Source organism: Marinimicrobium sp. LS-A18 (assembly GCF_000463525.1).
GTDB classification, from domain to species: Bacteria; Pseudomonadota; Gammaproteobacteria; order Pseudomonadales; family Cellvibrionaceae; genus Marinimicrobium; species Marinimicrobium koreense.
In genome coordinates this window covers 822,647-839,781 of sequence record NZ_AWEP01000002.1, presented here as the reverse complement: position 1 = coordinate 839,781, position 17,135 = coordinate 822,647, and the positions used below count along the sequence as shown (strand labels likewise).

Here is a 17,135-nt window from a genome sequence, read left to right as displayed (position 1 = left end):
ACCCCTTAGCGGAAGACATCATCTTCATCTTCGGCGTAGTAGCGCCCCGGGGTGATATCCGAATAGGTCAGGCGTTGCGCCTTGAGTCGATCGACGTCGCGGGCGATCTGCTCGATCATTTCCCGGGTTTCCCCCCGGGTGACCGCTTCGCGCATGGCGTTGCCCCAGATCGACAATTGCCGGGTGCGCACCTTGCGGGTCTCGGCGTCCTTCGACCATTCACTGGCGATAAAACGCCCGGCGTCGTAAAGCTCCGCTTCGAGCTCGGCGCGCTCGTCCGGATCGTCCACCTCGGCCAGAATATCCGGCACCAAGTCGTTCCAGCCCTGCGGATAGAGCTTCCAGCCTTGATAGAAGCGGGTAATCCAGACCAGATACTCCTCCTGGGACTGGACCGCCTGATTGCGCTCATCCGCCGCATACAGGGCTTCAAAATCCGAACGGGGTGGAATGTCTTCGGGCCAGGCGTTGCGGCTCACATCCGGCTGGAACAGCGCGCAGCCAGGCAGCACGCCGAGTACCAGGGCGATGACCAGCCCCTTGGCGCTATGAGCGATCATTGTGGTCGCTCTCGGGGGAGGATTTATCAACGGAATAGTCACCCTCGATCACATTGCCCCGGTTGCCGGAACCGGGACCATGGCCGCCAGCGCGGCGGGCGGCCTGCTCAGCCTGGGCACGCATCTGCTCGGTGCGCTTGCGAAAACGCCGGCGCAGCAGCGGCATGGCCAGCCAGCCCACCAGCAAAAATACCAGCGCTATGACCAGGCCGATAAGCATCAGAAGGCCAAATACCACCCAGGCCAGAAATAGCTTGGGCCCTCGCCACCGAGAGCTGGACTGGGCCTTTTCTCGCCATTGTTGGGCGGCGCGCCAGGCGGCATTCCGGCGGTCGTACTGATCGTTCATACTGCGTATTCCGTAATTCTGGTACCAGGGTGCGGTCGGCTCGCCCTCAACGGCGACACAATGTCCGCACCAGGAAGCATACCCTAGCATAAAGCCGAGCAAAACGCCCCGCCCGGCGCGGGTTTGACGACAAATCTTAACGCGGTGGAGATTTGCGCCCTGCCCTTCGGGCGTTATGCTGAAATCTATTGAAGGAACTCAGGAGACAACCCGGTATGACTATTATCGCCTCCCCTCGCCCTTGGTATGGCCTATTACTCCTTCTGGCGGCGGCCTGTACTTCAGCCCAGGAACCAACCAAAGTCGAGGCGGTGCGGGTTGTGGAGCGGCCGGTCATCGAAACGGTTCCCCTGACCGGCTCGGTTACCGCAGAGCAGCGCTCTCTGCTCTCGCCCCAGGTGGCCGGGCTGGTGTCCCGCTTGGCGGTGGACGCCGGGGACCGGGTCGACGCTGGCGATCTGCTGCTGGAGCTGGATTCCGAGCTGGTCAGTATCGACCGGGATCAGGCCGCCGCGGACCTGGCCAGCGCCGAGGCGCAGTGGGCCGACAGCGAACGGCAGCTCAATGAAGCCCGATCGCTGCGCGATGGCGCCATTGCCGCCAGTGACATTCGGCGCCTGGAGGCGGAAGAGCGGGTCAGCCGGGCCAATCGCGATGCCGCCCGGGCCCGCCTGAAGCGCCTGGAAGCGGAGCTTGAGCGACACCAGGTCAGAGCGCCTTTCAGCGGCGTGATCAGCTCACGTCAGGTCGACCTGGGCGAATGGGTGTCTCCGGGCAACCCGCTGATGGAGCTGGTGGCCAGTGCGCCCTTGCGGGTGCACTTCCAGGTGCCCCAGCGGTACTTCCCGAGAGTCAGCGAACAATCCAGACTGTCCCTGCGGTTTGACGCCTACCCCGACACCGAAGTCATCGGCCGGGTGCATCGCAAGGTGCCGCTTAGCGAATCCGGTGCGCGAACATTTCTCTTGCGGGTCACACCGCCCGACGACGCACCTGAGCTGATTCCTGGTCTGTCCACCTCGGGGCTTCTGGAGCTCAACACGGACCGCACCGGGCTTTCGGTGCCCCGTGACGCCCTGATCCGCTACCCGGATGGCCGGGTCAGTGTCTGGGTGATTACCGAAGCGGAGCAGGGCCAGGTCAGCAGTGTGCGCGAGCAACAGGTCACGCCGGGAATCAGTGCCTCCGGTTGGGTCGAGATCCGCTCCGGCCTGTCCTCCGGTGATGTGGTGGTCACCCTGGGTAACGAAGCCTTGCAGGAGGGCCAGAACGTTGTGCCCGAGCGCATTGCAGAGAGTCACGCGAATGACCAGGGAGGGAGTCGCTGATGTTTTCCTGGGTTGTTCGCCACGGCATTCTGGTCACCGTCACCGTTCTGATCATCTGCGTGCTCGGTATCCTGGCCGCGCTGCGCATTCCGGTGCAGATGATTCCGGACCTGGAAGTCCGTACCATTTCCATCCGCACCAGTTGGCCCGGCGCCACGCCCCAAGATGTGGAGAAGGAGATCCTGATCGAACAGGAGGAGTACCTGAGGAACATTCCCTACCTGGTGGAAATGCAGAGCAGTGCCGATTTCGGTTCGGCCCAGATCGAGCTCGAATTTCCGTTTGGGGTGGACATCAACGAAACCCTGATCCGCGTCAACAACGCCCTGACACAGGTCCCCTCTTACCCTGAAAACGTCGACGAACCGAGCGTCTACGCCACGTCGTTTTCGTCCAACGCATTCATGTATTTCCGGATTTCCCCGATGGAGGGCAATCCCCGGGAACTGGATATGGACATGATGCGTGATTTCATCGAAGACAATGTCCGACCGCGCATGTCCGGTGTGCCCGGCGTGTCTGAAGTCAACGTCGGGGGCGGCGCCGAGCGCCAGATTCAGATTCATCTTAACCCCGAGCGCCTCGCGGAGCGGGAGATAACGCTGACCCAGGTGCGCGATGCCATCCGCGAGCGCAACCGGGACCTGTCCGGCGGTGAAGTGGAAAGCGGCAAGCGGCGCTACCTGCTGCGCACCATGGGCCGCTTCGAAGATCTGGAAGATCTGGAAAACCTCATCCTCGAGCGTCGGGGAGATAGCATTACCCGCCTGTCCGATGTGGCCGACGTCGACCTCGATCACTTCAAAATTCGCCAGACCTCCTACGTCAATACCCGCCCCGTCATCAGTCTGTCGGTGCGCCGGGAAAGCGGCTCCAACGTGATCGCCATCAAGGACGCCATGATGGCCGAGGTGGACAACATCAACCGGGACCTGCTCAACCCGGAGGGCATGGAACTGGCCCTGACCGCTGATGATGTGGTGTATGTGCAGGCCTCGGTGTTCAACGTCTGGAAAAACCTCATCCTCGGTGCCCTGCTTGCGACGGCAATCATGTACGCCTTTATGCGTTCATTTCGAGCGACGGCACTCGGCGTTGTGGGTATTCCCATCTGTACCATCGCGGCATTCCTGGGGCTGTTGATCGCGGGGCGAACCATCAACGTCATCTCCCTCGCGGGCATTGCCTTTGCTATCGGCATGACCCTGGACAACAGTATTGTGGTGCTTGAAAGCATCGAGCTCGAGCGCCGCAAGGGATTGAAAAAGCTGCAGGCCGCTGTTGTCGGGGTCCAGAAAGTCTGGCCAGCGGTGTTGGCCTCCACTCTGACCACGGTGATGGTGTTTTTGCCGGTGGTGTTTATCTCCGAAGAGGCGGGGCAGCTGTATTCGGATATTGCGATCGCCATTTCCGCGTCGATCCTGGTATCGATGCTGGTGGCGATTACCGTGATCCCCACCGCGAGCGCCCGGCTGAAATTTGAAGGCGCCTCCGGTGGCGACGAAGCCCATCCGCTCCAGCAGCGGATCACGCGGCAGATTAATTGGCTGATCGAAACGCCCCGACGGCGTATCAGTGCCATTGTAGCCACCATTGTGATCAGTGGTGCCATTGTGTTGTTCCTCACCCCTCCGGCAGAATACCTGCCCGAGGGTGAGGAGCCGAAAACCTTCGCCTCCATGAATGCCCCACCGGGCTATAACCTCGAAACCATGGAAGCTATCGGCATGGAACTTCAGGAGTATTTCATGCCTTACGTGGACGATGAGCCGGAAGCCTTCGAACGGGGTGAAACCGAGGTGCCGGCGATGAAGTACATCAACCTGGGCATCTCGCCCCAGAGCCTGAGGATCATCACCGAATCCAAGGATCCGGGGCAGATCGAGGAACTGATGGCCGCCCTGGTCAGGCAGTACGAAACCTATCCCGGCATGCGGGCGTTTGCGGCGCGCGGTTCGATCATCAGCAGCAACGACGGCGGCACACGCAGCGTCAACCTGGATATCTCCGGGCCGGACCTGGCCAGCCTGTTTCAGGTGGCGCAGGCCGCCTACGCCCGCGCTGAGTCGGTGTTTGATAACCCGAGCATCCAGACCCGCCCCTCCAGCCTCTCGCTTGCCCAGCCGCTGTTGGAAATCCGCCCCGACTGGGATCGGGCGGCGGAGCTCGGCCTGACTACCGAGGACATCGGTTTCTCCGTGTCGGCGCTGACCGACGGTGCCTTTGTGAATGAGTTCTTCCTTGCCGATGACAAAATCGACATCTACCTCTACAACCAGCAGGGTCCCGGTGCGGACCTGGATACGCTTCAGGATATCGCCGTCTTTATCCCCGAGCGCGGCACCCTGCCCCTATCCGATTTCGTCCGAATCGAGGAGACAGTGGATACCAGCAGCATCCGTCGGCTTGACGGCAGCCGCACCGTAACGCTGAACATCATTCCACCCCGCTCGGTGGCACTGGAGACCGGAGTCCAACGGGTGCGCGAAGACATCGTAGGCTATCTGCAGGACAATGGGCAGGTGCCCACGGGGGTGACGCTGAATATTTCCGGGGCGGCCGACCAGTTGGATGCCACTCGGGAGTCCCTCAGCAGCAACTATCTGGTGGCCTTGTTCATTGTCTATCTGTTGATGGTGGCCATCTTTACTCATTGGGGCTATCCGCTGTTGATCATGACTACCATTCCACTAGGCATCGCTGGCGGGATTGCCGGGCTCGCGTTGCTCAACCTGATGGGTAGCGTCACCTCGGCGCTCGGGCTGGGCGGCATCAGTCAGCCCTTCGACATGATCTCCATGCTTGGCTTTCTGATTCTCATGGGTACCGTGGTCAACAACCCGATTCTGATCGTGCACCGGGCGATCAGTAACCTAAAAGAAGAGGCCATGGACTCGGTCGATGCGGTGCGCGAAGCGGTCAGTTCACGCCTGCGGCCCATTGCCATTTCCACCATTACCACCATCGTTGGGCTGGCGCCCCTGGTGTTCTTGCCCGGTGCCGGTAGCGAACTGTATCGCGGGGTCGGGGTGATCGTTATGGCGGGCATTATCGGCGCCACACTGGTGACGCTCACTACGCTGCCCTCATTGACCGTCATGGTTCTGAATTGGACTGAGCGCAAAAACCGGTATACTGGCAGCCCTAATTGATGCACTGAGCTCGTCGGGACAGGAGCTGCCATGCTGCCGTTGCGTTTTATAGACCGGGTCAAATTTTTTGTTGAGCGCCAGTTCGTCAAAGGCGCCCTGTTTCAGTTGCTGGTGGTGGGTGCAATCATCGCCCTCATCTCCATTACCGGTGGCCTGCTGGCGTTCCCGGCCGGTGAAGGTGAGGACGTCGGTGACGCGGTCTGGTGGGCGTTTCTGCGCCTGACGGACCCGGGTTATCTGGGCGATGACCAGGGTTCCTGGTTGCGCTTTGTGTCGACGATCCTCACGGTCAGCGGCTATGTGGTGTTCATGGGTACCCTGGTGGCCATTCTCACCCGCTCCTTGATCGCCCGGATGACCGCGCTGGAGCGCGGCCTGACACCGGTGGCCTTTCGCAACCACGTGGTCATCATCGGCTGGAACAGCCGCACCTTACCCCTGATCAGAGAGCTCCTGAGTGCCTCCGGGTCGATGCGTCAACACCTGCTGGGGCACGACAGTTCCCGTCTCAAACTGGTGGTGTTGGCAGAGGATATGTCGGCGCTACAGGCCGAAGAGCTGCGCGCCGAGCCCGGTATCGGTCGCAAAGCCCGGCAGATTGTACTGCGCTCCGGGAGTGCCCTTCAGCCCGACGCCCTGCACCGGGCCGCCTGCCTGAACGCGGCTGCAGTCATCATCCCCAGCGATTCCCACGAGCTCAATAGCCTTGTCAGCGCTGATGTGGAGACCATCAAGGCGCTGATGTCACTGGACGCCCTGGCCCGCAGACAGAATGTCACCCGGCCGTTTGTCGTGGCGGAAATTCAGGACCTGCGTAAGCTGCCCATCGCCCGCCGCGCTTATTCCGGGCCCCTTCAGGTGGTGCCCGGTGATGCCACCATCGCCAGCCTGATGGCCCAGAACCTGATTCACCCGGGGCTGTCGGAGGTCTACAACGAGTTGCTGACCGATCAGAGTGGCAACGAGTTTTATGTCCGCAGCGGCGAACACTTTGCCGGTGACTCCCTCTCGTCCATCGCCATGCGCTGTCCCCGTGCTGTGATCTGCGGATTGCTGCGCCGGGAAGAGGAGCACTGGCGTGTGCAGTTGAATGCTCCTTCGGACACCGTCGTCACCGAGGCGGATAAAGTCGTGTTCATTGCGCCGGAATTCAATGATACCCAGCCACTCAAGGCGTCGGGGTACCGATTGAACCCGCTCGAACGCAAAGCGCTGGATGACAAGCATAAACCCGCCAACCGCCTGACCAAAAAGAAAGTGTTGATTCTCGGGTGGAACGATCGTCTTCCAGCACTGGTGCACGAGCTGGGCAGTTATCGCCAATATCGGTTTGAGCTGGACATTGTCTCAATACTTCCGGCCCAGGAGCGGGAGAGATCGATTGACCGTTACCACATAGGCAGCGCCAAAGCGCACTGTCGGCATGTCGAGACAGATTTCATGCAGGAAGGCGAGCTGCATGACATCGAACCGGCGCAGTATGACAGTATTGTTCTGACCAGCAGCGACCGGGTAAACAGTGGTGAAGAGGCCGATGCCCGGGCCATTGTCGGGCAGAGCATTCTCGAAGAACACCTGAAACAGACCGATGAGCCGCCACAGTTGCTGGTGGAGTTGAGCGATCCGGACAATGCCATTCTGCTCGGACATCAACGGGGTGAAACCATCATCAGCCCGCTTATTTTGAGTCACTTGCTGGCCCAAGTGGCGTTGCGCCCGGAGCTCCGTCTGGTGTTTGATGAGCTGTTTACCGAGGGCGGTGCGGAAATCTACTTCCGCGCGCCCGAGGATTACGGCATTCGGGGCTCCCTGCCGTTCTGGAAACTGGAGGCGATGGTCGCCGAGCGGGGCGAAACAGCGCTTGGGGTGTACTACCATGAGTCGCATCAGGGGCGCAGATTGCAATTGAACCCTGAGCGGGACGCGGCACTCAACCTTTCACCACAAGACCGGTTGGTCATCCTGACCGACACCGGCCTTCATAAAAACCTCCCAACAGGAGCACAATCACAATGAAAGATCTCTCCAATCGTCGGCAATTCATCACCGGTGCAGCGGCTTTGGGCGCTGCGGCCATGCTGCCCTCGGCTCAGGCCCACAATCACGGTGAAGAAAAGCAACGGGGTGACCACGGTCATGGCGATCACAAACACCACAAACACGGCACCGTGGCGATTCCGAAGCTGACCCATACGGTGTTTTTCTGGTTGAAGAATCCGGAATCGACAGAAGATCGCGATGCCCTGATCGCGGGTCTGAAAACCCTCAAGGACATTGAAACCGTGCGCGGCATTCACATCGGTGTGCCGGCCTCAACGGAAAAGCGGGACGTGGTGGATAACAGCTACCAGGTATCCGAGCTGCTGATGTTTGATGATGTCGAAGGTCAGAACGCCTACCAGGTGCACCCGATCCACCAGAAATTTGTGGAAGAATGTTCGCACCTGTGGCGCAAGGTTACGGTGTTTGATTCGATTGAAGTGTGAAATCTCGGAGCTTGATTGTCGGGTTACGCGCTGCGCGCTAACCCGACCTACGAGGGACTTCGTTGCGTTCCAGTAGGTCGGGTTAGCGCGCAGCGCGTAACCCGACAAGATCTCAACTCACCAAAACCTTCCGCAACCCCAACAATCCCAGCATCAACGTCAACCAGCCCATGGCACCACCGGAGCTGCCACCGGAGTCCTTGTCTTCCACGGAATCGATCAGCGTATTGGGAACCGGGTCCAGATCGGCCGCCGAGTTCTCCGCATCGTCAATGATGCGCACAGACAGCAGATTCACCAGATGGGTGGAATCGACTTCCACATCGTTCTCCAGCTCCTCTTCGCCATAATTGCGCAGCGGCAGATTGGTGAACGCGCCCTGCAGGTTGAAACGGGGCAGCTCGGCGATGTCCTCCAGAACCGACATACCACTGATCACTTCACCGAACACGGTAAAGCCACCGTTCTGAACATCCAGGTTTTCGTGATTGTTCTCGAGGTTGAAAAACCACTGAGAGGTCGCGCTGTTTGGATCAGTGCCCAGCTTGGCCATGGCAATAGTACCTTGCCGATTGGACCACTCGGGTTCATTGATCACCGGGTCACCGGTTTCAATGCTCTTCACATCGCCACTGTCTTCGATGTATCGGAAACCGCCGCCCTGGAGGATGAATTCGGGCACTAGGCGATGAAAGAATGTATTGTCGTAAGCGCCGGACTCCACGTAAGACAGAAAATTCTCGACAGTCTCCGGGGTACTTTCATCGTACAGGTTGACCTGGACATTACCCAGCTCCGTCTCGAATTCAACAATGGTCGCCAGGGCTGAGGTACTGGAGAACAGCGCCGCCGTTGCCAGAGCACCGGCCGCCATAAACGGTTTGAACATGGGAGATTCCTTACAGTTGGATGTTATGTTCAGCACTCTAGCAAAGCCAGGGTCACGAATCTGTAACCATTTGTAGAAGGCTGTTAACAGTTTGTAACGTCGCTGGCGTCAGGCGGGGTCGACATGGTCCCGGGCAAACTGCCAGGCAACCCGGCCGCTGCGGGCGCCCCGGGTTCGATGCCACAACAGCGCTTGGGCTTCCACCTCGTCATTCCATTGGCCCCCAAAGGCTTCAATCCAGTAGCGGGCGGCGGCGAGGTACTCGGTCTGGCTGAACGGATAGAAGCTCAACCACAAGCCGAACCGGTCCGACAGTGAGGTTTTCTCTTCAATGCTGTCGCTCGGGCGAAGTTCACCCTCCTCGTAACTGACATCCAGGTTGTCCCGCATGGTCTGGGGCAACAGGTGACGTCGATTGGAGGTGGCGTAAAACACAATGTTCTCCGCCGGAGCGGCAATCGACCCATCCAGTGCCGATTTCAGGGCCTTGTAACTGATATCACCTTCCTCAAAGGACAGGTCGTCGCAGAACACAATGAAGTGCTCCGGCCGCTTTTCCAGCAACACCAGAATGTCGGTCAGGTTAGGCAGGTCGGCCTTGTCCACCTCGACCAGTTTCAGATCTTGATCAGAGAGGGTATTCCAGACGGCTTTGATCAGGGTGGACTTACCGGTACCACGGGCGCCGGTGAGCAGCACATTGTTGGCCGGTTTACCCTCAACGAAGCGCCGGGTGTTACGCACCAGGGCCTCTTTATGGGCATCGATGTTCTGCAGGGCCTCCAGCGCCACCCGATGCGGGTGGCGCACCGCCTGGAGAAACCCTCGACCATTGACGCTCCGCCAGCGAAAGGCCTGGGCGGTCCAGTCAATCGTCGGGTCAGGGACTGGCAGTAAACGCTCCGCCCGGTCGAGAAGCTGATCGAGACGATCAATGATGGAATCCATTGTGGCCATGAGGTTACTCCTGCGGTGTTCGGTGTCGGCTTGACTGGCGCACCAGTTCCTTGAGTTCGCGCAGCTCATACTGCAACTCCCGCAAGGTCGGCTCGCCCTCTTCCTGGCGCTCTTTGCGGTGCTGCTCGTCCAGTACGTTGACGACAATCCCGATGATCATGTTCAGAAATGCAAAAGCCGACAGGAAGATGAAGGTGACGTAGAAAACCCAACTGAACGGGTAATCCAGCATGGTTTCGTACATCACATCGGTCCAGTCCTCAAAGGTCATGATCCGGAACAGGGTCAGCATGCTGATGGCGATATCACCCCAGAGCTCCTCGTTGACGCTGGCAAAGAACATGCTGCCGATGGCGGCGTAGATATAAAAGATGATGAACATCATCAGCGCCACGTAACCGAGCTGTGGCAGGGCTTTCAATAGGGAGACCAGCAACGTGCGCAGCTCCGGGATGATGGACACCATACGCAGCACCCGGAACACCCGCACCAGGCGGCCCACCAGGGCCAGTTCGCTGTCTTCAATGGGGATCAGGCTGACGATCACGATGGTGGTGTCAAAGATGTTCCAGCCGGATTTGAAAAAGTCCCGCTTGCGCGGCTCACCGAGAAACCGAATAGTAATTTCCACCAGAAAGAAAACGGTGATGAACCAGTCGGTAATGACAATCGCATTGGAGATCAGCGGCGGAATATCATAGGTCTTTGCCCCGATGACCAGGGCCGAGAAGATGATAATGCCCACCACAAACAGCTCGAAGGCCTTGTTGGTCCGCAATTGGTGGAATCGGGATTGTAGAGTATCGTTTGAAATCATTTACAGGTTTCTCAAAGATGGCATTGAGCCAGACACATATCGTTGGGCAGTGCAGTCAGTTGGGTAACGGCGGATGCGCGCTACGCAAGCCACCGTATTATCCGCGGCGATCCGCCGTAAAAATAACACCTCCGTCCGCGTAGGGCGGATAAGCGCGAAGCGCGCATCCGCCGTTAACCCGCTATACTTCCACTTCTTCCAAAAAATCCAACTCCGCCTGCTGGCGAATTGTCTGGCGGTGGTTCGCCATCAATTCCTGAATCCGCTCCCGGTCGCATTCCTGTCGATCCAACACCACCCGGGTCTGCAACTCCCCTACCCGCTCGCGGGTGGCGCACTTGCTGAACACAAACTGGTTGGAAATCAGCTCCAGGAACGGGCCGGATTTGCTGCTGGGCATGATGAACAATAACTGTAAGCCCAGGCTCTCGGTCAGGTAGTGAATGACCTCTCGCGAGCGGTGTTCATCCATCTTGGAGAAGGCCTCATCCACCAATACCATCCGCAAATGGCTGTTGCCCTCGCCAAAGCGGAACGCCGAGGTAATGGCCGCACTGCGGATAATATACGCAGGCGTCTCCAGCTGGCCACCAGAACCGGTGCCATACTGGCTCAGAGCAATGGGCTGCTTGCCCTCCGGCTCCTTGTAGATTTCGTAGCGGCGGTAATTCCGGTAATCCGCGATACGCTCCAGATCCCGCAGCGCCTTCTGCTCGTCCTCATCCAGCAGCATGGTCATCAGCCGCTCGCGCACCTTCTGGTGCTTTGGTTCAAGCTCGATATCGAACAGGGTAGCGCCATCGCCGAGACTGGGATTATCGATGATGGCCTTGAAAAACTGCCAGTACTCTTTGAATTCCGGCACCCACTGCCAATCAAACCGGAACCGCTCCCGGTCCGCACCGAAGCGGTGGTGCTCCAGTTCCCGGTTCAGATCCTCCAGTACCCGCTTGCCATCGTTGATCGCCTGGTAGATCGAGTGACAGAGGTTGGTGACAAAGGCGTTGTTGAAGCTGTCTCGCAGAGACTGCAGTTCGCTGTGGCGCTGAGCCAGGATGTGGTTCTTGTCCCGGTTGTACAGGCTGTCGAACTGGCGGCGTAACTGGCAGATACGGGCAAAATTCTCCCGTCCGAACTCGTCACTGAAGTCCAGATCCAGCGCGAAGGCGTCCGCCGGACGGCACTGCTGATTATGTTGCAACGCGCTCTGCTGCAGTTTGTGCAGGGCACTTTTCAGCTCGCCCTGCACGTCCGCGAGACGGGCCTCATAATAGCGGGCTTCGCGCAGGTCCTCGTCGATCTCGGCCAACCGTGCCTCGGCATCGAACCCCGGTGCGAGCGCATCCAGGCCTTCCAGGCTCTGTTCGCACTGCTCCACCACCGCCAGGGTCTGGTCCTGATCCCGATCCAGGGTTTGGCAGCGACTGTCGATGTTCTTCAATTCCGCCAGCAGGTTGGCCCGCTCCTCGTTGAGCGCCCGCGCCTGAGCGGCCTGTTCATCCACCCGGCCCTTCAACGCCTGGAGCTCCTCTTCCAGAGCCTCACCGGCGCTCAGGTCGAGCTGCTCGGCCTGCTGCTCCAGGGACTGCAAGCGACGCTGGGCGCTGAGCATGGTCTGCAGACAGTCGCCATGCTCGGGGACACGCAGTCCGTCTACGGCGGCCAGCAATTGTTGCGCCTCGGCGGCAAGATCCCGGCTTGCCTGCCACTCGCGGGTCAACGCTTCCTGCTCCTGTCGGCGGGCCGCCAGGGCGCGCTCACGGGCGCTCTGGCCGAACACCAGATCGCTGTCGGCAATATCACAGCGGAACAGGGAATAATTTCCGGAACCCAGGCAGTCCCGAGTGACGCCCCGTCGGGTATTGCGCAGAGTATCCGCATCCGGTACCCGCTGCACTGAGCCGTAGCTCGCCTTCAGGTATTGCTCGGCGGTGTCGTGATTGAACTGCATCACTTCCACCACGCTGCCTTGAGGCAAGGCACCCAGCTTTTCATTATCCCGCCGGGCCTTGTGGCCCTGAATCACCCGGGCTTTCTGACCGACGCCACTGAGGGAGCGAACCAGTCGAATGGCCTCGGCCTCATAATCCGGGTCCACAATCAAACCAAAACGGGCGCCGCCCAGATAGCCTTCGATGGCGGACTGCCACTCCGGGTCGGTCACCTCCACCTGGTCGCACAGCACCCGGGCATCGGCTTCGGGAAGCTGCTTGTGCAGTTCCGCCAACGCCTGTTGCACGTAGGGCGGATAGCTCACTTCCCGGGCTTCCAATGCGCCCATTTCGCGACCCAAACGCTCGGTTCGCGCCTGTACCTGATCGCAGGCCTGCTGGCGCTTGTCGCACTCGCGCGCCAGGCGATCCCGCAGGTTGGCGGCGCTCTCTTCACTCTCAAACCAGTCCGACCACCATTGGCGGTGTTGCTGTTGTTGCATCAGAGCCTGATCCAGACGGGATTCCAACGGGCTGATGTCAATCCAGTCCCGGTTGAGCAGCTCATGGGCGTCCAGCCGGGAATCGTCTTCGGCAATGGCTTTCAGGCGGGCGTTGCGGGTTTTATCGGCCAACTCCGGCAGCACCAGCGACAGGGATGTGCGGCGCAAGCCGTCGTGAAGCACTTTGGCACTCTCGCGATTGCGATCGACCTTTTGCAGTTGTTCCAACAGCTTCGGCACCGTCGCGTGCAGCCGCTGCTCCTCCGCCTTGCGCTCCTGGGCGAGCTGGTCTTTTTCCCGCAACCCGGGAATGCCCAGGCGTCGGGTGTTGAGATCCAGCAACTGTTGCTGCAGGTCATCCCGGCGCTGCTCGCTCAACTCGATGGCCTGCCGGTTCGCTTCCACCGACTCGCGCTGTGTCTGCTGCTTACGCTTTTCGGTCAGGTAGCGGTTCTGGCAGTCGTTGTAGCGGCGCCGGGCCAGGCCGTAGTGCAGCAATTGCCAATCGAGCCATTGATCGACAAAGTGACCGGCCGTGAGTCGACCCTGGTTGAGTCGCTCAATGGTTTCGCGCAGTTGTCGGGCATCGGCTTCCATACCGTGGATGCGTTTGAGCATGGCCGACACCGAGCGGATTGCTTCACCCAGGTCGCGCGGTTCCAACACTTCGTTGGCGACAAACTCGTCGATCCCCTTGATGGGTTTGTAGGCCATAAAACGGGAAAAGGCTCGGGCGGCGTTCATCGCCTCCCGTTCGGACACGGCATCCTGTCGGTCCCGGATCAGACCATACAGTCGGCCCAGATACGCTTTTTTCTTGTCATACTTCTCGACGGACTCGGGGCCGAACTGTTTCCGCAACAGGCCATACGCTCGATCCAGGGGCAGCACATAGCGGCCACCGGTATCGCTTTTAAGTAAATCGGATAGCCCGAGTTGAACGCCCGGCAATAACATGAACTGAAGCTCGTCCAGGCGCGCGACCCGTTGCTGGCCGGAGCCTTCCAGGTGGGCGCGCATACCGATCAGTGCGGTGAACGGCTCACTGGTTTCTCCCGGGGTCGGGTAAAACACCGCGCCGAGGTAGCCATCACAACCTTCGGGCCGCGCGTAGGCACCGTCGTCGCAGCCGAGTACGTAGGAGGCGAGCGTGCGCACCTGCTTGCCACCGCGCCCGCGCTGACTGGCTTCGTCCTGCCCGGGGTTGAAATGGAACAGGTTGTCGTGGGCGGCGGTCATGATGGTCTGGATGGCATCCGCCGCGGTGGTTTTGCCCGAACCATTCCCCCCGGAAAAGAGGTTGATCGGGCCGAATTCACATTCGGTGTTGGGGATGTTGCCCCAGTGGATGTAGATGAACTTCTTCAGATACATAAATAGTCTCTAGGGGCGCCAAAATCAGGCTGCTCTCAATGCACAAATTAATCTTTTTTGGCGTCGCGCCCGGGACGAGGACCAGAACCCGTTTCAAGACACGCCGTAAACCCATCCATGGGGGCTCGACGCGCGGAGTCCCTCCGCTTACGGTCTTGAAACGGGTTCTGGCCCCCGCCCCTCAGTGCCAGTAACCACGTGTTGTGAATCGTTCAACATGCATACATATCGGTTTTTCCAAAGCGGAGGTCGCGTAGGGCGGATAAGGCCAAAGGCCGCATCCGCCGTCACACACCTTGACCCAATCACCGCTCCCCGGAAAATATCGATGCGCCTTCCGGTTCTGCTTCACCGGCCTCATCCTCGGTCGGTGCTTCGGCTTCAATGTCCTGCCGCAAATTATCCAGCCATTCATTGTTCACCAGATTCACAATCAACGGCCGCACCTTGATCCAGCTATCGGTCTGCTCCAGATCCGCCTCCTGGGCGTAGTGAATCAGTCGCAACTGACGCAACCGGCGGAATAACTGACGGCGTTCCGCCAGGGCTTCGGGCAGGCTGCGTTGCAGGAGGTTCTTGCTGGCCAGCGCCACCGCTTCCAGAGACAGGGTCGCGCAGCCCTGTTCGTCAATCACGCCCTCGCGCACCGCCTTGTCATACTCGGCGCGCAAAATCAGCACCAGGGCGATTTCCGCCTGATTCAGGCGGGTGCGAAAACCGCCGTTAAACGGCTCGTCACTTTCATCTTCAATGCCGGGCACTCGCGCACCGGGCGGGATCAGACGGACAAACTGAAAGCGCGTGTCGTGTTGCAGGCGAACGCCCATCAGGCTGAGGTAATCATCCACCAAGGCTTCAATGCGCTCGAAGCGATCGTACAACTCGGCTTCCACTTGACTGTCGTCCCGGCACAATACGCCATAATCCAGCAGTCGCTGAATCAACTCTCGCCACTCTTTGAGGGTCAGGTTGTGTGACTCCAGGGCCCGTTCGAGGCTATCGGTCAGAGGGCTCATTGGCATCCTCGGTCAGTTCAATAATGTATTCGTCGCGGTGGGTGAAGAAATCACCCTCGGTAATGCGTGGACTTTCCGCCAACCAGGCTTCATCCTGACGCACCCGAAAACCGAACTCGGAGGACAGGTTGGCCGCCGCTCCCACTTCGGTGGCCCGCGCCAGACTCAACAATTCGGGGAGACTCACGGCGGTCAGCGACCGGCTGCTGACCTGCCCCTGTTCGTCCAGCGCCTGTTGGACGTAGGCGCGCACATCCTTGCCCTGCAGCGAAAACGCCTGTTCAAGGGCTTGCTGAATATACAGCTGTCGTTGGGCGTCCCGGTCCAGGGGCTGATCATCGTCCAGGTCGCTGCGAATCGGCGCCCGCGACCGTCGTTCACGCAGTATCAGTTGGCCCGGGTCGATATAGCGCAAGTGCAGTGCGGACCAGTCCTCGCCGTGACGCTGCAACAGTTCGTCCTGTCGCTCGCGGGGCTGCGCCGCCAATAGCTGACACAGCTCCAGGGCGCCGTCACCGCTTTGCGCATGAATGTAGCTGAGCTGACGGATGATGATGTCGGCCCGCTGGGTAAAGGTATTCAGGGCTTTGCGCAGGGCCGGCAACATCACATCGCAGGCATTTTTCAGCCGGGTCTCGATGGTCTGCAGCAGGGTTTCCAGTAGCGAGCTACCTGGCACCACCCGTTGCGGCAAGAGTGTTCGCAGGCGCAATTCCATCACCGCGCGCCAGTCTTTTTCGGCGGTTTCGGGGTCGCCTTCGCCGTATTTGCGTTTGCGCCGAATGCGGCTGATGATCCGGGCCACCTGGTCCCGGTATTTCTCTACGCTATCGGCGGACAGCCGGACTTCCAGATCGGGTTTGAAGACTTTTTCCATAAAGTCGAAAAATTCATCGCTGGCCTGTTGCACCAACTGCCGGGCTTCGACATCGCGGACCAGCTGTCGCTTGCGCTCTTCCAGCTCTGCAATCACATCGGTGAAGTCGCTGATGATCCGCTCGGAGTATTCGTAGGCATCCAGCAGGTCGTGGACTTCGCCGCGATCCAGAAAGGCCTGAAGACTGTTGCGGGTATTGCGGGTGTTACGGTGCCGGGTGCGAAAGTCATTGTGCTGGTTGGCTGCAAAGGGCTGAGTAAACAGCCGTCCCATGCGGGAAAAGCCGTAGCTGCTCTGTAGGTTGGCATCATCTACCCGACGTTCCAGCCAGCCGGCTTCGAGCAGTCGATTGACAATAAAACCGGCCAGTTCCCGTTGGGTTTTGAAGCGCCCTTCGCTATCACCGGGCTCGTCGCGACTGTCCAGAACCGGAGTGCGGGCTATCGCTTCCTTGAAAATATCCAGCAGCCCTTCCCGGTTCAGGCCCGCGCCGTAATCCCGCAGGTCCGTGTATAACCTCTGGTACAACAGACGCAGGCATTCCGCGACCACTTCACGGTACTTTCCCGTCAGCGGATTGAAGAAATGGGGACGTTCGTCGGTGAAGAACATTCAGCAGTTAATCGTAAATACACTGGTCGGCAAAGGTCTGGGAATCCTCCCGCGACCAGTCGGCATTGGGAACATTCATCATCTGCTCGCACCAGGCTTCACTGCCGGGTTCGGCATTCACCTCGATTTGGGGGATTTCGGAATCGCGCTCGGCGGGCGCGGGAATGACCGCGATATCCCGGACCGGCTCCTCTGGTTCGGATTCAGGCTGATTCAGAATTAGCAACACGCCAACCACAATCATCAGGACACTGGCGCCCATCAGGGCAAAAATCGCTTTCATG

General features: G+C 59.5%; 13 protein-coding genes. 4 read left to right on the top strand and 9 right to left on the bottom strand.

The annotated features are described in order from the left end of the window. Positions 1 to 5: 5 nt before the first annotated feature. Both N645_RS0103700 and N645_RS0103695 read right to left on the bottom strand, forming a co-directional pair. Complete coding sequence (locus N645_RS0103700) at positions 6 to 560, bottom strand: hypothetical protein (protein ID WP_024460165.1); 555 nt, start codon at positions 558 to 560, stop codon at positions 6 to 8. Further along, positions 547 to 909: a hypothetical protein gene (locus N645_RS0103695; protein WP_024460164.1), complete on the bottom strand. Its 363-nt coding sequence runs from the start codon at positions 907 to 909 to the stop codon at positions 547 to 549. Before N645_RS0103695 ends, N645_RS0103700 begins: the two co-directional genes overlap by 14 nt. A gap of 215 nt (positions 910 to 1,124) precedes the next feature. Between N645_RS0103695 and N645_RS0103690 the strand changes: the two genes are divergently transcribed. From N645_RS0103690 to N645_RS0103675, 4 genes are read left to right on the top strand one after another with little or no spacing between them, the layout of a single operon-like run. Then, positions 1,125 to 2,237, top strand: coding sequence for an efflux RND transporter periplasmic adaptor subunit (locus N645_RS0103690; RefSeq protein WP_024460163.1), 1,113 nt, complete (start codon positions 1,125 to 1,127; stop codon positions 2,235 to 2,237). Next, positions 2,237 to 5,389 carry an efflux RND transporter permease subunit gene (locus tag N645_RS0103685; protein ID WP_024460162.1) on the top strand — a complete coding sequence of 1,051 codons (3,153 nt, stop codon included), beginning with the start codon at positions 2,237 to 2,239 and terminating at the stop codon, positions 5,387 to 5,389. Before N645_RS0103690 ends, N645_RS0103685 begins: the two co-directional genes overlap by 1 nt. Before the next feature lie 30 nt (positions 5,390 to 5,419). Then, complete coding sequence (locus N645_RS0103680) at positions 5,420 to 7,405, top strand: hypothetical protein (protein WP_024460161.1); 1,986 nt, start codon at positions 5,420 to 5,422, stop codon at positions 7,403 to 7,405. Then, the gene (locus tag N645_RS0103675) at positions 7,402 to 7,875 is read left to right on the top strand and encodes a Dabb family protein (RefSeq protein ID WP_024460160.1); all 474 of its coding nucleotides are present in this window, start codon (positions 7,402 to 7,404) and stop codon (positions 7,873 to 7,875) included. The genes N645_RS0103680 and N645_RS0103675 overlap by 4 nt, the downstream gene beginning before the upstream one ends. Positions 7,876 to 7,987: 112 nt before the next feature. On the opposite strand, the gene N645_RS0103670 is transcribed toward N645_RS0103675, so the two are convergent. The 7 genes from N645_RS0103670 to N645_RS0103640 form a co-directional block, all read right to left on the bottom strand. After that, positions 7,988 to 8,764: a peptidylprolyl isomerase gene (locus N645_RS0103670; RefSeq protein ID WP_024460159.1), complete on the bottom strand. Its 777-nt coding sequence runs from the start codon at positions 8,762 to 8,764 to the stop codon at positions 7,988 to 7,990. A gap of 108 nt (positions 8,765 to 8,872) precedes the next feature. Beyond that, positions 8,873 to 9,721 (bottom strand): ATP-binding protein, encoded by an 849-nt coding sequence (locus N645_RS0103665; protein WP_024460158.1) that lies wholly within the window; start codon positions 9,719 to 9,721, stop codon positions 8,873 to 8,875. A 4-nt stretch (positions 9,722 to 9,725) separates the two neighbouring features. Further along, entirely contained in the window at positions 9,726 to 10,538 is an 813-nt protein-coding gene (locus N645_RS0103660; RefSeq protein WP_024460157.1) for an ion transporter, read from the bottom strand. A 181-nt stretch (positions 10,539 to 10,719) separates the two neighbouring features. Continuing rightward, entirely contained in the window at positions 10,720 to 14,346 is a 3,627-nt protein-coding gene (locus N645_RS0103655; RefSeq protein WP_024460156.1) for an ATP-binding protein, read from the bottom strand. 305 nt (positions 14,347 to 14,651) lie between these two features. Further along, the gene (locus tag N645_RS0103650) at positions 14,652 to 15,362 is read right to left on the bottom strand and encodes a DUF4194 domain-containing protein (protein ID WP_024460155.1); all 711 of its coding nucleotides are present in this window, start codon (positions 15,360 to 15,362) and stop codon (positions 14,652 to 14,654) included. After that, positions 15,343 to 16,851 (bottom strand): Wadjet anti-phage system protein JetA family protein, encoded by a 1,509-nt coding sequence (locus tag N645_RS0103645; protein WP_024460154.1) that lies wholly within the window; start codon positions 16,849 to 16,851, stop codon positions 15,343 to 15,345. The genes N645_RS0103650 and N645_RS0103645 overlap by 20 nt, the downstream gene beginning before the upstream one ends. Before the next feature lie 7 nt (positions 16,852 to 16,858). Next, positions 16,859 to 17,134, bottom strand: coding sequence for a DUF3012 domain-containing protein (locus N645_RS0103640; protein ID WP_024460153.1), 276 nt, complete (start codon positions 17,132 to 17,134; stop codon positions 16,859 to 16,861). Position 17,135: the final 1 nt, after the last annotated feature.

Coding starts and splice junctions, on each gene's coding strand:
- N645_RS0103685 (WP_024460162.1), top strand. CDS start 2,237: ATGTTTTCCTGGGTTGTTCGCCACGGCATTCTGGTCACCGTCACCGTT.
- N645_RS0103675 (WP_024460160.1), top strand. CDS start 7,402: ATGAAAGATCTCTCCAATCGTCGGCAATTCATCACCGGTGCAGCGGCT.
- N645_RS0103640 (WP_024460153.1), bottom strand. CDS start 17,134: ATGAAAGCGATTTTTGCCCTGATGGGCGCCAGTGTCCTGATGATTGTG.
- N645_RS0103695 (WP_024460164.1), bottom strand. CDS start 909: ATGAACGATCAGTACGACCGCCGGAATGCCGCCTGGCGCGCCGCCCAA.
- N645_RS0103665 (WP_024460158.1), bottom strand. CDS start 9,721: ATGGCCACAATGGATTCCATCATTGATCGTCTCGATCAGCTTCTCGAC.
- N645_RS0103700 (WP_024460165.1), bottom strand. CDS start 560: ATGATCGCTCATAGCGCCAAGGGGCTGGTCATCGCCCTGGTACTCGGC.
- N645_RS0103655 (WP_024460156.1), bottom strand. CDS start 14,346: ATGTATCTGAAGAAGTTCATCTACATCCACTGGGGCAACATCCCCAAC.
- N645_RS0103680 (WP_024460161.1), top strand. CDS start 5,420: ATGCTGCCGTTGCGTTTTATAGACCGGGTCAAATTTTTTGTTGAGCGC.
- N645_RS0103650 (WP_024460155.1), bottom strand. CDS start 15,362: ATGAGCCCTCTGACCGATAGCCTCGAACGGGCCCTGGAGTCACACAAC.
- N645_RS0103645 (WP_024460154.1), bottom strand. CDS start 16,851: ATGTTCTTCACCGACGAACGTCCCCATTTCTTCAATCCGCTGACGGGA.
- N645_RS0103670 (WP_024460159.1), bottom strand. CDS start 8,764: ATGTTCAAACCGTTTATGGCGGCCGGTGCTCTGGCAACGGCGGCGCTG.
- N645_RS0103690 (WP_024460163.1), top strand. CDS start 1,125: ATGACTATTATCGCCTCCCCTCGCCCTTGGTATGGCCTATTACTCCTT.
- N645_RS0103660 (WP_024460157.1), bottom strand. CDS start 10,538: ATGATTTCAAACGATACTCTACAATCCCGATTCCACCAATTGCGGACC.